Origin of the sequence: Alicyclobacillus suci (assembly GCF_017329615.1) — a bacterium.
In the GTDB taxonomy this organism is placed as follows: domain Bacteria; phylum Bacillota; class Bacilli; order Alicyclobacillales; family Alicyclobacillaceae; genus Alicyclobacillus; species Alicyclobacillus suci.
Map to the genome: position 1 here is coordinate 44,234 of NZ_JAFMTW010000005.1, position 13,117 is coordinate 57,350.

General features: G+C 52.6%; 13 protein-coding genes and 1 pseudogene. 7 read left to right on the top strand and 7 right to left on the bottom strand.

The window, feature by feature from the left end; translation table 11 throughout:
* Positions 1–70: 70 nt before the first annotated feature.
* From msrB to J3482_RS04080, 4 genes and pseudogenes are all read right to left on the bottom strand, one after another.
* Entirely contained in the window at positions 71–514 is a 444-nt protein-coding gene (gene msrB, locus J3482_RS04065) for a peptide-methionine (R)-S-oxide reductase MsrB (protein ID WP_146821292.1), read from the bottom strand.
* A gap of 87 nt (positions 515–601) precedes the next feature.
* Positions 602–1,600, bottom strand: a pseudogene (locus J3482_RS04070) (LLM class flavin-dependent oxidoreductase); the annotation flags it as partial.
* A gap of 181 nt (positions 1,601–1,781) precedes the next feature.
* Positions 1,782–2,549: a YdcF family protein gene (locus J3482_RS04075; RefSeq protein ID WP_188332089.1), complete on the bottom strand. Its 768-nt coding sequence runs from the start codon at positions 2,547–2,549 to the stop codon at positions 1,782–1,784.
* A 29-nt stretch (positions 2,550–2,578) separates the two neighbouring features.
* Positions 2,579–3,421, bottom strand: coding sequence for a hypothetical protein (locus tag J3482_RS04080; RefSeq protein ID WP_206922096.1), 843 nt, complete (start codon positions 3,419–3,421; stop codon positions 2,579–2,581).
* A gap of 152 nt (positions 3,422–3,573) precedes the next feature.
* Between J3482_RS04080 and J3482_RS04085 the strand changes: the two genes are divergently transcribed.
* Positions 3,574–4,413 (top strand): hypothetical protein, encoded by an 840-nt coding sequence (locus tag J3482_RS04085; RefSeq protein WP_146821286.1) that lies wholly within the window; start codon positions 3,574–3,576, stop codon positions 4,411–4,413.
* Between the two features lie 24 nt (positions 4,414–4,437).
* On the opposite strand, the gene J3482_RS04090 is transcribed toward J3482_RS04085, so the two are convergent.
* Positions 4,438–5,046, bottom strand: a complete 609-nt coding sequence (locus J3482_RS04090; RefSeq protein ID WP_146821285.1) for a TetR/AcrR family transcriptional regulator — start codon at positions 5,044–5,046, stop codon at positions 4,438–4,440.
* Between the two features lie 102 nt (positions 5,047–5,148).
* Positions 5,149–5,631, bottom strand: a complete 483-nt coding sequence (locus J3482_RS04095) for a helical membrane plugin domain-containing protein (protein WP_021297042.1) — start codon at positions 5,629–5,631, stop codon at positions 5,149–5,151.
* 375 nt (positions 5,632–6,006) lie between these two features.
* Between J3482_RS04095 and J3482_RS04100 the strand changes: the two genes are divergently transcribed.
* The 6 genes from J3482_RS04100 (at position 6,007) to J3482_RS04125 (ending at position 11,623) form a co-directional block, all read left to right on the top strand.
* On the top strand, positions 6,007–6,816 hold the full coding sequence (locus J3482_RS04100) for a helix-turn-helix transcriptional regulator (RefSeq protein ID WP_146821462.1): 810 nt from the start codon (positions 6,007–6,009) through the stop codon (positions 6,814–6,816).
* A 126-nt stretch (positions 6,817–6,942) separates the two neighbouring features.
* Positions 6,943–7,905 (top strand): type I pantothenate kinase, encoded by a 963-nt coding sequence (gene coaA, locus J3482_RS04105; RefSeq protein WP_146821283.1) that lies wholly within the window; start codon positions 6,943–6,945, stop codon positions 7,903–7,905.
* 173 nt (positions 7,906–8,078) lie between these two features.
* A complete protein-coding gene (locus tag J3482_RS04110) occupies positions 8,079–8,654 on the top strand; it encodes a C40 family peptidase (protein ID WP_223203967.1) in 576 nt (191 codons plus the stop codon).
* A 307-nt stretch (positions 8,655–8,961) separates the two neighbouring features.
* The gene (locus J3482_RS04115) at positions 8,962–9,996 is read left to right on the top strand and encodes a sugar-binding transcriptional regulator (RefSeq protein WP_146821281.1); all 1,035 of its coding nucleotides are present in this window, start codon (positions 8,962–8,964) and stop codon (positions 9,994–9,996) included.
* A gap of 13 nt (positions 9,997–10,009) precedes the next feature.
* Positions 10,010–11,014 (top strand): type I glyceraldehyde-3-phosphate dehydrogenase, encoded by a 1,005-nt coding sequence (gene gap / locus J3482_RS04120; RefSeq protein ID WP_146821279.1) that lies wholly within the window; start codon positions 10,010–10,012, stop codon positions 11,012–11,014.
* Positions 11,015–11,230: 216 nt separating this feature from the next.
* Complete coding sequence (locus J3482_RS04125) at positions 11,231–11,623, top strand: cupredoxin domain-containing protein (RefSeq protein WP_146821277.1); 393 nt, start codon at positions 11,231–11,233, stop codon at positions 11,621–11,623.
* A 123-nt stretch (positions 11,624–11,746) separates the two neighbouring features.
* Here J3482_RS04125 and J3482_RS04130 read toward each other — a convergent pair whose 3' ends face one another.
* A complete protein-coding gene (locus tag J3482_RS04130) occupies positions 11,747–13,111 on the bottom strand; it encodes a multicopper oxidase domain-containing protein (RefSeq protein WP_236017885.1) in 1,365 nt (454 codons plus the stop codon).
* Positions 13,112–13,117: the final 6 nt, after the last annotated feature.

Genomic DNA, 13,117 nt, shown 5'->3' on the forward strand with positions numbered 1-13,117 from the left:
ATAGTGAAAAAATGGTGAAAAAAACAGCGTGCGCGGTACACCGCACAGGCTGCTTTTTTCACATGACGGCCTATTTTTGTGGTTGTTCGAACAACTTTACATAGGCGCCGTACCCTTCTTTTTCGAGATCTTGTTTCGGAATGAATCGCAAGGCTGCGGAGTTGATGCAGTAGCGCAAACCGCCCGCTTCGCGTGGACCGTCAGGAAACACGTGGCCCAAGTGGGAATCGGCCGTTTCACTGCGCACCTCCGTTCGAATCATCCCGTGACTGTAGTCGGTTTTCTCGACAATCTCCTGTGGGTCAATCGGTTTTGTGAAACTGGGCCAGCCACAGCCAGCGTCGTATTTGTCGAGAGAGCAAAACAGCGGTTTGCCGGAGACGATGTCGACGTAAATCCCTTCTTCGTCGTGGTCCCAATACTCGTTTTGAAACGGCGGCTCTGTGGCATTGTGCTGTGTCACTTCGTACTGTAGCGGGGTGAGCCGCTTTTTGAGTGCTTCTTGATAATCCATCGTTTATTCCTCCTCTGCGTGCTGCGCCCGGAATGGGATGTCGCGCGCGTGCGCGGCGGTTGTGTCCGCCGACGGGGTTCCCACATGCAAGCCAAACGCTTCGGCTACCAATTCAAAGGAATGGAGCCTATCCTCCAAGCGGGCGGTATTGGTACAGAGTATCACTTCATTTGTTTCGTATGCTTGCGCCAACGCTTCGATTTGCTGCTTGACACTGACTTTGTCCCCAACGACCATCCGCTTTCGGTTTTCTTTCACCAGCGCCAGCTCGTAGCGGCTGTATGGATAGGATTGTGCCATTTCAATGGTAGGTACGCCATCCGCTCGCTGACCGTTGGCCAAAAAGACCAACGACAAATCGAGGACTGAGGCTAATTTATCTGCCTCTTTTTCCGTATCTGCACAGAAGGCGAAAATGGCGACACTCGTCTCTGGGGACGCGCATAATCGCGATGGCACGAATCTATCTCGGTACATTTGCATGGCACCCGTACCGCCTTCGCCGTTGATGAAGTGGGCGAAGGAAAACGCCGTGCCCTGTTGTGCAGCCACATAGGCACTTCCGTCACTGGAGCCGAGCAACCACATCTCAGGTACTGTGTCGACGACCGGTGATGCCGTCAAACCATAGAAGCGGTGGTCTTCCGGGAGTGCGTCCGTCAAGTAATCGCGAAGGTCAGCGACTTGCTGCATATAGTCGACGGCACCTCGCTGTTTGCCTTCTTGTAGGGCCATCGTTGACCGCGGCATGCCACCTGGCGCCCGCCCAACGCCCACGTCGATACGTCCGGGGTAAAGCGCTTCGAGCATGCGGAAATTTTCTGCTACCTTGTAGGCGCTGTAGTGTGGGAGCATGACACCACCCGAGCCAATGCGGAGGCGACTCGTCTTGGCTGCCAGGTGGGCAATCAAAATTTCCGGTGTCGATCCCGCCAGCGTCGGCGCGTCGTGGTGTTCGGAGACCCACAGTCGGTGGTATCCTAACCTATCGGCGAGTTGGGCCACCTGAACGGTCTGTTGGAGGGCAACGCGCGCGTCACTGCCGTGTGAGATAGGGGATTGGTCGAGAATACTAAGTTTGAGCATGCGATTCCCTCCTGGCGTAGACGACGCTTGTATAACCACCCCTCGATTGTGGAGGGGAGAATGGAGCGGATGGTGAGTCAGTGACAGACATGTTGCGTCTTGCATGACTCAAAAATTATACCTCTTTTTCACAGGGCATTGCACGGAACCAGTTTGATGATGGGTTGGCTAAAGTGCGGCCTCAGCCCTTGACACCCAGCTTTGTCGCTACCCATCCGACGTACTCTTTGAGGGCGAGTTCAGTGACGTCGAGTGCCGTAGTCGACGGCAGGTAGGCCAGTTGGTAGCTACCAGAGGTAGTACTGGCTTGGTAATCCGTTGGAAATGGCGTTACGTCGATGCCATCATGTTCAAAATCGAGCACGGCACGTGACATATGAAACGCGGAAGTGACGAGAATTGGGTGCCTTAAGTGATGCGCTTTGAGGATGGGATGGGTGAATTCTGCGTTTTCTTCGGTGTTTCGGCTGTTGTTCTCCGTGTAGATAAGACCCCTTGGAATACCGAGACTGACGAGTTCGCGTTTCGCGATTTGCGCCTCGGACTGATTTTGTCCGTGAACCATTCGCTTGGGTCCTGCCGTGATGATGATCGGCAGGTGGAGCATTTCGTAGAGGCGGGCGGTGGTCAGGAGACGATTAGCGGCGCTGCCGCTGAGATTTCCTTCACCATTGATGTCGGGTGTGCCGATGACTGACCCGCCTCCGAGCATGACAATGACATCCCCGTAGGGATGTCGTGGCTGCGGGTATGCGTCTTCCAAGGGGCGGATGAGCGCGTTAGCGACTATTTGCGTACTACTGGCATACACGATGGCGGCGACGAGAAACAGTGCAATCGATACACGGCGGAGTGTACGGTATGCGAAGTACCCAAGAATGGCCACAACCACCGCAAACAGCCCAGGCGGCAAAATTAGTGATTCGATAATCTTGACGATAGTAAACACGGGGGAATGCCCTCCAACGCTTTGGACACTTACGCGAATTCTGCAATTCGTTCGCGCAGCGTTTCGGTATCTTCTGTGGCAACCGCCAGGCCGCGCGCATAGATTTGCCGGGCTTTCTCTACGTCGGCCAGACGTGGGTTTCGCTGATATTTCGGGTTGTATTCGTCGCCCCAATCGATGAACGTCCATGCGTCATCCGGGTATTCTGCGCACAATTGTTCGCGGATAGCGTCCGCCTCGCGCGTTTCTCCGAGGACGAATAATGCGATACTTTCCGCGCTCTTCATATTGAGTAAAATCGGTGTCGCAGATGAGGGGAAAGTCTGCTGGAAAGACCGCGTATAATCCAGTAGAGCGGTGGCCAGTTGCGGAAATTCGTCCACCTGATCCGTCAAAGCAATCTCGACGTCTTGAACCCAGCTGAACAAATCCTCTGGCAACACGTTTTCTGGTACTTGCATATCAAATACAGAAATGTCCCGAACCTTCATTTCTTCTGCAAACGCGCGCAGCCCGCGCCACGCATTCAGCCATTTGTCGATGGCTTGCATCCGGTTGTTTGAGCGGATATCATCAATGCCCTTTTGGACCAGACTCGCGAAGTCCTCCCAGCAGAACAGGTCAGTGCAGAGCCTGTCCCAGAGCACGACTGTCGCCGCTGTGAGGAACGCGGGAGACGTACCTTTGACAGCTTGCCAGCGCTGTGCTACCGCGTTGATGGAATGGTGTTTTTGACAAACTTTATGAAACAGGTCTTCATTTATCTCGACGCCTTGGCGTTGCAATTCTGTGAGGACGTCTTCGGTGGACAGTCCCTCTAATCGCTGAAGCTCTATGCGTAAATTGGATGATCTGCCAGCAGCGCTTGCCATGGTCATTCTCCTTACTTTTTGTGTACTGTTGCGACGACGACATCGCAACGGCGTTGTTTATGCCATTATTCCTGACCATCATAGCATTTCGCAAGGTTGGTTTTACGTTACAATGGGACAAGAATCATTTCAGGGGATAAGGTGGGGCTTTTGTGGACCGACAAGCACAGTTGCAAGCAGCGCAGTTGAATGAAGCAGCAGACTATCTCGTGATGAACGCAATTGACACGATACGCGAGCGGATGCAGGACGATGACGCAAAATCTCGACTGACCGCGCTCGAAGACGCATATCTAAACGAACGGCCCATCGATTTACTCGCTCGTCGCCAGTGGCTTGAAAATACCCTATCTACAGAAGAAGCAGCTTGGCCGCTACGGCTCTATCTCGCTGACGTCGCGTTACAGGAGCAAAACGAAGCTTCGTTTGAGCAAGAGGTGAGTGCATGTTTGACGAGATTGACCGATTTGTTTGTGGTCGTGTCGCTTTTCATGTTTATCACGCGGCTGTACGTCCTGCGCGCGCCGACACAATCTATCGCGGCGGCTTATGTACGGGAGACAATGACGAAGAATCCGAGCATCGCGCCGTACATTCGGTCCATTTATATTCAGACTTTATTGGATGCCGAAGATTTTGAAAGTGCGTATGAACAGTTACAACTTGCGGTGGAAGAAAACAATTCCATGCTCACGATTGAAGGGCTGGAAATTTTGCCGATTTTGTTGGCTCGGCTCGGCAAATGGTCTGATGCGGCGCGGGTAAAAGCTTTGGTCGGCCAATTTGCTCGCGAACAAGTGTCAGAAGCTGAGCGGTCCGAGTATGTCGAGCGTTTGCTAGTGGACGTTCAAGAGCGTGAGCAATTGGGCGATTTCGAGACCGCTCGATTCCTGATGGACGTCGCCAAAGAGGTCGATGACCAACATCCCGCCGTCAAAGGATATCTATCGATTGGCGTACAAATGCCCAAAGGTTGGTGGCCTGTGCAATAATCAGCGTCCTGGTGGCAACACCGCTTAATTTGAGCCGAACAGCGGCAGTAAATAGTTTGCGAGCACGCGTTTGAGTTCTGTTACCATCTCTGGCCGGATTTGCGAATTCACATGTGTCGCGGGAAGGAGTGCACTCATAATCCGGATGCACACTTCTGCATACAGTTGTTTTTGCTGCATCGACATCTCAGGTGCCCATAGCGACAATATGGACAGTAGTCTGGACATGACTTCATCCGCCAGGGATTCCGCCGGAAAGCAACTCGTCCAATCGAATATGAATTCGAACGCAACATGCTGAATTTTAAATTGTACAACCTTGTCGATAATGCACTCTAGCTGTTCTGAAAAACTGACGTTCGTTGAGGCCAATTCGAGGGCGTCGTCGAGCAGCGACGTTAAACTGCTTCGATATCTGTCCGCTAATGCCTGCACGACGCTTTCTTTGTTTGGGAAAAATTGATAAAGCGAACCGATTGACGTCTCAGCGCGAAGCGCAATTGCGTTGGTCGTCATAGCGTCGTATCCAATTTCCGCAATCAACTGTTCAGCAGCGTCTAAGATGATATTGACTCGTCGTTGTCCGCGAGATGTTTTTGGTTGGTGATAGGTCGTTCTTTGCTCATCTGCCATTGCGTCGAATCTCCTCTTAAACACGCGAACCCTTGTGTACAGAAAAGCCCTCGACATGTCGTGCGAGGGCCTTTTCATAAGTAAACAGCAGTCTCTTGCCGTTTACTTTTTATTGACTTCGCCGAGCGCGTCGAGCATCGCTTGGGTAAAGCGAAGTGCTTTTTGCACGGTCGGGTCTTTCAACATCTTGAGAACGGAGAATACGCTATAGCGAGTTTGGTCCTTCTCAGCGCGCTCTTTGGCGATTTCGAACGCTTGGCGACCCTTTTGAATCGTTCCTACCGCTGGCTCCAGATAACCTTGTGCCATTTTTGTCAGGCCTTCGAGTGTATCACCGTCGGTCACTGCGTCTTCTGCAGCGCGATAAACCCGGTCTACCAGGTGGACAATCTTTGCCAAGGTTGGCAGACTGTCGACGATAGTTACGAGGCCGTTGAGGGTCTCTTCGTCCTTTGTCATCGCACTCAGGATAGAAGCGAGTTGCGGTAAATTCTCAAGGACCGTGTTGAGGGAGTTCTGTACCTGTGGATTGAGAAGTACATCGGTTACGTCGACCGATTCGTTCACATTTGTTGCCTCTGTCACGTTGAGGACCTCCTTGCTCTTTGCACCCCTAGAGTAGCCTGTGCATCATGGCTCAAAATAACTGCATGCTTGAAGAAGAGATATATCCGCTGGATCATGACAATCAATTGTACCGTGATCCGACGTGAGAATTCCACTCCACAGTATAGTGGACTTAAAGCCTCTTTGTCTAATACCAGGCTTCGAAAAGTCTGTATGAACTGCCGTCAAAGTCGACAAACGCACACAACGACACGAGTGCTGGTTTCCGATATGGCGTTTTATATCCTTGTCGTCCGGCGGGATAGGCGCAATTTTGATGTATACGCAGGTCAAATCATCTGGTAACATCGAATCTGCGAAATCTCCAGTCATTGGAGTGAATCGGCATTGACAATGGATACAACGAGTCAGTCACAACCTGGCACGCGCGTGATTAGTGTCGGCTATGCGGAACACGAGGCGCCATATCGCCAACAGGAGCGCGCTGGACTTGGGTGTTACTTGTTTCGCTTGCAGATTGATGGCCACGCTAGCGCGTTGGTCGACAATCAGATGATGCACGTCAAGTCTGGCGATTTGCTGTTGTTCGGGCCAGGCCAAGCGTACGAGTTGCAAATTGACCGCTTTCAGGAGGACTTCGTTCACTCTGTCGATTTATATTTACTGTGTCAGGGCCCATGGCTGGACGAGTGGTGGCAAAAGCGCAGGCGGCCCACACACGCTCGGCTGTCGCTGCACGAACACTGCGTGCACCTGTGGCGGCAGTTGATTGAGGAGTATCGAAGACCCGGTACGCCAAATATGGAGTTGTGCGACTATCTGTTGCGCGCATTGTGCCTTACGATAGACCGACACGCCCACGACGCCAATAGCCACTCGACCGTCCCACTAGCTGCAGATAGGATGCGTTGGTTTATCGAACGCCATGCGCCGGACGACATCACGCTGAAAGACGTCGCCGATGCTGCTGGGCTGAGTATTTCGCGGGCGGTTCACATTTTTAAGGAAACGTATCAGCAGACCATCGTGCAGTATTTGCTTGAGGTGCGGTTGCAGATGGCTTGTGACCGTATGCGGTTTAGTACGTTTAATCTTGAACAGATTGCGGATTCTTGTGGTTTTCGGAGCTATTCATACTTCTACCGTGTATTCCGTTCTCGTTATGGCATTTCTCCTCGTGCTTTTCGCCAACGCGCACAGTGACGTTCACGAAGTTTCCTTGTGACCTCTCGAAGTTGTATACTACAAAATGGTTGTCATCCGGCTGGCATGCCGGATTTAGGCTCGGGGAACCGGGCCCATTTTTGTGGGAGTTCTGGGGGCAGAGGAATGGGTCAGACGGGCACGGAAAAGAGAACGTTTTCACCATATATCAAGTTTTCTCGCGATGAATGGCGAAATTTGCGAAAGGCGACCCCACTGACGTTGACAGAAGCGGAGTTGGAGACACTGCACGGACTTAACGAACAAGTGTCGCTGACGGAGGTCGAAGAAATTTATTTGCCGCTCACCCGCCTTTTAAATCTCTACGTGGGTGCTACGCAGAGCTTATATCGGGCAACGCACGAATTTCTTGGCGATACGGGGGAAAAGGTGCCATATATCATCGGCATTGCGGGCAGTGTGGCGGTCGGCAAGAGTACCACGGCGAGAATCATTCAGGCGTTGTTGTCGCGTTGGCCCAATCATCCAAAGGTAGACCTCGTTACCACTGACGGTTTTTTATATCCGAATCGCGAATTGGAGCGCCGCGGAATCATGCACCGAAAGGGATTCCCAGAAAGCTATGATACGCGCAAGCTGATTCACTTCTTGGCCGACGTCAAGTCTGGCAAGCCGGAGGTCATCGCTCCAGTCTACTCCCACCTAACGTATGACATTGTGGCATCTGAGCAGATTGTCGTGCGCCAGCCGGACATCGTCATTCTCGAAGGTGTCAATGTCTTGCAGACGAGTCGTTCGACGAACGGTGCAAGGCCAATGAATGTGTTCGTCTCCGACTTTTTCGACTTCTCGATTTACGTGGATGCACAAGAGGCGCTCATTCGGCAGTGGTATATCGAGCGGTTTCAGAAGCTTCGCGAGACAGCCTTTCGCGACAAGCTGTCGTATTTTCATCGGTACGCCAGTTTGACCGTCGAAGAAGCGAACCAGACGGCCCTGCGAATTTGGGAAGAAATTAACGCGAAAAACCTGCGGGAAAACATTTTGCCGACGAAGCAACGCGCTGATCTCATCTTGCAGAAGAGTGACCATCATATGGTGGAACAGGTGTATTTGCGAAAAATCTAACAGAAAACAGTGGATTTCAGATGACAGGTGAGGAAAAGACGGGGTTGTGCGTCAGGATTTGCATAGAGCGGGAATGATTTGTCCTTTTATTCGTCCATTGGGTCTTGTTACGGTAGGTATATGCGCCGCGACAGATTTCAAAGAAGAAGAAAGGACGATGAGTGATTAATTTTTTGACGAACACAACCCGAATCAGCAAGACCGTGTTGGTGGCGACTGCGCTTGCCTGCACGACCCTGACTCCCGTCGTGTTTTCTCCTTCGTTGACAGCTGCCGCCGTCAAATATAAAACGGTAGCCTATACAGGCCACTTGCCACCGGGTGTCACACATGTCAAGACCAAGGGTAGCTGGTTGCCGAGCGCTAGTTGGCAGACGAAATATAATGCCGTTCTCCGCGTGGCCAAGAGTAAGCTTGGCACCCCGTATATTTGGGGGCACAATGAAGACCGTGGGCAGAAAGGTTTTGATTGCTCGAATTACACAGAGTATGTATATCACCATGCGTTGGGTTACAAGTTCAGCACATCCTCACAGGTGCAAGGAAAGTCGGTGGGGTGGAAAGTCGCTAAGGCAGACATGCGTCCCGGCGATCTTCTGATTTTCGAAAACGGGAAACATGTAGGCATTTATATCGGGAACAATGAAATGATTCAGGAGGGCGGCGGCGCTGGTAAAGTCGCCTATATGAAGCTTGGTAAGGGATACTACTGGGGCAAGCATTTGACCGCAGTCAAGCGCATGTTTTAGGAAGGGAGATTCTGATATAGGCGCAAGTCAGTGACTTGTTGTACCTAGTCTACCTATCCATGCGGTTGCGGCGCAGGACAGAATCTTGAAATAGGTTGTTTCGGTCTGCAATATTCTTGCGGACAGAAACAGCCTATTTGTGTTTGTGCGCGATGACGCTCGGTCTTCCATTGCCCAAAGTTGTGGAATGTAGCGCATTTGGTTGCACCGTAGCAACGGCTGCGCTAAACTTAAGTTAACGGGACGAAAAATGAACCATCGGGACTTTCGGTGTCCCTGTGGTTCGAACCGGGATAGGTGAGCCTGTATGGAGACTTCGGATTGGACGGCTGTGCGCAGGGTTGTCCCTGAACTAATGGATGTGTTACAGCAACGTTTGCGCATTTTACAACGCGTGAACTTGCTTGGCCCGATTGGACGGAGGGCACTGGCACAAGCTATGCAACAATCCGAGCGTACCTTGCGTGCAGAATTGGACGTACTGCGCCAACAGGGACTGTTATTGAGTTCCGCTGCTGGTGTATCACTTTCAGAAGAGGGAAGCACGTTATTAGGGGAACTAGAGGCAGTTGCCGCTGCGGCAGCGGGTCGGTTTGACTTGGCTAGAACGCTCTCGCAGATGTTACATATTCCCAAGGTTTTGGTTGTAGAAGGCGATAGTGACGAAGAACCTTGGGTGATTGACCAATTAGGGCTCCAAGCAGGTCAGTATTTGCAAACCATTCTTCGCGAAGGTGACATTGTCGCGGTAACCGGCGGTACCACCGTTGCCGCACTCGCGCGCAACATGGTTGTCCGGCAGAGTTACCGCAACTTGCAGGTGGTTCCGGCGCGCGGTGGGGTCGGTGAGACGGTGGAGTATCAAGCGAACACTATCGCTTCGACGCTCGCCGAAAAACTCGGTGGGACGTCCATCATGTTGCACGTGCCCGACAGATTATCACCCGGGGCGGTAGATCAACTGCTGACGGATCCATACGTTCAGGAACGGCTTCCGATTATTCGGGCCTCGACCGTCGTCGTGCATGGTATTGGCGATGCGATGGCGATGGCGCGGCGTCGACAGGTCAGTGCCGAGGAATTGGCTCACCTGCAAGCGCGCGGTGCAAAGGCTGAGGCCTTTGGGTATTACTTTGACGCGGATGGGGAAGTGGCCTATTCGATGAAGACCATTGGTCTGAGATTGTCCGACATCCGTCACGTCCGTGAAGTACTCGCCGTCGCCGGCGGCAAACGAAAAGCGAATGCCATTGCGGCTGCAGCAAAGGCGTATCGCATCGATGCGCTCGTGACCGATGAAGGGGCTGCGAAACGCTTGGTTCAAATCGACACTAATGTGTGAGGAGAGAAACGACATGGCAGTAAAAGTTGGCATTAATGGATTTGGCCGAATTGGCCGCAATGTGTTCCGTGCCGCGCTTAACAACGAGCATATTGAGATTGTGGCCGTCAATGACTTGACCGACGCGAAGACGTTGGCTGCTCTGCTGAAGTACGATTCCGTTCACGGGATTTTGGACGCGGAGGTAGAAGCGCAGGAAGGTGCGCTCATCGTTGGCGGAAAAACCGTTAAAGTGTTCGCGGAACGCGACCCAGGCGCTATCAAGTGGTCTGAAGTCGGCGCTGAAATCGTGATTGAGTCGACGGGTATCTTTACTGACAAGAACAAAGCGCAAGTGCACATCACGCAAGGCGGCGCCAAGAAGGTTATCATCTCCGCACCGGCGAAAAACGAAGACGTGACCATCGTAATGGGCGTCAACCAAGACGCGTATGACCCAGCAAATCACCACGTCATTTCGAACGCATCTTGCACCACCAACTGTCTTGCACCGGTCGCAAAGGTTATCGACGATGTATTTGGGATTGAAAAGGGCCTGATGACGACGGTTCACTCTTATACAAACGACCAACGCATTCTCGACTTGCCGCATTCGGATATGCGGCGCGCACGCGCAGCGGCACTCAACATCATCCCGACGTCGACGGGCGCTGCCAAGGCAGTCGGTCTCGTTTTGCCACACCTCAAGGGCCGTTTGAACGGGATGGCAATGCGCGTCCCGACGCCGAACGTCTCGCTGGTTGACTTGACGGCCCAAGTGAAGTCCACGGCGACGGTCGAATCGGTTAACGAAGCTTTGAAGAAAGCTGCTGAGGGGCCACTCAAGGGCATTCTCGCGTACAGCGAAGAGCCGCTTGTGTCGCGTGATTACAATGGGGATTCACACTCTTCCACCGTCGATGCACTGTCCACCATGATTATCGACGACATGGTGAAGGTCGTCGCTTGGTACGACAACGAGTGGGGTTACTCCAACCGCGTAGTTGATCTCGCCAATTTCATCGCCTCCAAGATGTAATGGTCGCTTTGCGGTTAAAGCCGCTGCGCGCTCTGCCTGGTCAGAGTGGCGCGGCGGCTTTTTGTGTGTTGGCCTTAGCGCACGGCATGATTTAGGTGGTTTATGGCCCACACACGTTCACCGACTTGTCATGTTTATGTGGTCGGAATTTTGATATGATCATCGACGTGTGCTTCCAGTTGTGCCTGTACAAAGGCCATAAAGGGGTGTTTACTAATGAAAATTCGTTCGCTGATGACCATCCCCGTGTTCGCTGTGCTGGTTGCCGTTGCAGGTTGTGGTACCAGTGATTCAGGGAATTCGAATACGAGTGCACAGACGAGCGTGCCGAAAGACGCTCAGGTCGTTCACGTGATTGCGCAGGATTACAGTTGGACGTTGGACAAGTCGACGTTTAAGGACAATCAGCCTATCGCGTTTGATCTCTCTTGCACGAGCGGATCGCACGGATTTGCAATTTCCGGCACGAATATCAATGTGCCGATTGCCTCCGGCCAGACGAAAACCGTCGTTTGGACGCCAAAGAAGGCGGGGACATACACGATTGTCTGCTCGAAGTTCTGTGGTCCAGGACACGAACAAATGGTGAAGAAATTTAAAGTCGTCTGATCTTGCCACCAGTGAACTTGAGGATAGGGAAAAGGCCCCAGCGCCGTCTGCGAGGGGCCTTTTCGTCGTGCTCAAGTCGTTTGGTGACGTCACGGTGGCATTTCAGTGGACGCTGAGCGCAGGTCATTGGACGTTGAACATCGTTACCATGCCGCTCATATTTTCGCCATCCGTCACGTGCTCTGTGATATGACAGTGGAACAGCCACTTGCCCTTTTGGTTTGCGGTGAACGCTAAATCATAGGTAGATCCCGGCGCTGTGTTGATGGTATCGAGCCATTGCGGCGACGAGAGTGGCCAGCCGTCTTGATTGATCAATTGGAAATGGAATCCATGCAGGTGCATTGGATGATCCATGGAACCAATGTTAATCAGGTGTACCAACACTTTGTCGCCAAGTTTGACCGGCATCACGGGCGTTGCTGGGTAGGAGAGGCCGTTGATGGTGTACCCAAACTGCGGCGAGTCGTTGACGATGAGCGTATACTCATCCTGGTAGCCAGGGTGCACTTGTTTCCAGCCAGTTCCTTTCGGCTCCACAATAAAGGCGCCAAAGAGGCCCATCTGCTCCTGTTTCAGCATGTCTTTCATCGGGTGGGCGTGATACATATAGGTGCCAGGCGGTGCGTTGACCGTGAAGGTGTAGGTCCACGTCTGCCCAGGTTTGATATCAGGTTGGCTGATGCCGCCGGATCCATCCTGCTTAAAGGGGACGTCGAGACCGTGCCAGTGCACCGTCGTGCCTTCTGTGAGCTTGTTCGTCACTTCAATTTTGACCTTATCTCCTTGGTCCACCCGGATTTCGGGACCAGGGACGGTTCCATTGTACGCCCAGGCTTCTACCTTTTGGCCTGGTTTGACTTCCCAGTAGACGGGTTGCGCGGTCAGGTGAAAGACTTTGTAGCCATTTTCCATCTTATAAGGTAAGAGCCGCATATCGTCCGCGAGTTTGGGTTCACCACTTGATCCGGTTCCGAGCGGCGCGATAGCACCCCTTGCGCTCGTGGTTGATGCAGCATTGCTATCCATGCTCCCCATTCCACTCATGTCCCCGCCGCCGCTCGTGGTTGTGGCACTGCTCGAACTCACGATCACCGTACCAACCATGTTCGGGTGGTAAACACAATAGTAAGGGTAGGTACCCGATTTTTTAAATGTATAGGAGAAGCTTTTTCCGGGTGTTAAATCTTTTGAGTCGAACATCCCGTCTGGTTTGCCGTTTTGTCCACTTGTGACCGTGTGGGTGACCTCGTCGTCATTCTTCCACGTCACGGTAGTACCGGGTGTCACGTGAATTTGCGTTGGGCTAAACGCGGAGCCTTGGAGCTGTACGGTCACATGTTTCGCGTTCGTGGTCGTTGCCGTGGGAGAAGCGGTATTCGCGCTGGACCCGGATGTTTGACAGCCAGTTGTGCCCACGAACAGTAATAGTGCGGCGCCACAAATTCCTGCATGTCGCAGGATAGATGTGAGCCGCCCCCTTATCATCCCTAT

What these genes read in the sequence shown, in the direction of transcription:
- msrB (WP_146821292.1), bottom strand. Translation starts at nt 514, where the DNA reads ATGGATTATCAAGAAGCACTCAAAAAGCGGCTCACCCCGCTACAGTAC.
- coaA (WP_146821283.1), top strand. Translation starts at nt 6,943, where the DNA reads ATGGGTCAGACGGGCACGGAAAAGAGAACGTTTTCACCATATATCAAG.
- J3482_RS04130 (WP_236017885.1), bottom strand. Translation starts at nt 13,111, where the DNA reads ATGATAAGGGGGCGGCTCACATCTATCCTGCGACATGCAGGAATTTGT.
- J3482_RS04125 (WP_146821277.1), top strand. Translation starts at nt 11,231, where the DNA reads ATGAAAATTCGTTCGCTGATGACCATCCCCGTGTTCGCTGTGCTGGTT.
- J3482_RS04115 (WP_146821281.1), top strand. Translation starts at nt 8,962, where the DNA reads ATGGAGACTTCGGATTGGACGGCTGTGCGCAGGGTTGTCCCTGAACTA.
- J3482_RS04080 (WP_206922096.1), bottom strand. Translation starts at nt 3,421, where the DNA reads ATGGCAAGCGCTGCTGGCAGATCATCCAATTTACGCATAGAGCTTCAG.
- J3482_RS04090 (WP_146821285.1), bottom strand. Translation starts at nt 5,046, where the DNA reads ATGGCAGATGAGCAAAGAACGACCTATCACCAACCAAAAACATCTCGC.
- J3482_RS04100 (WP_146821462.1), top strand. Translation starts at nt 6,007, where the DNA reads ATGGATACAACGAGTCAGTCACAACCTGGCACGCGCGTGATTAGTGTC.
- gap (WP_146821279.1), top strand. Translation starts at nt 10,010, where the DNA reads ATGGCAGTAAAAGTTGGCATTAATGGATTTGGCCGAATTGGCCGCAAT.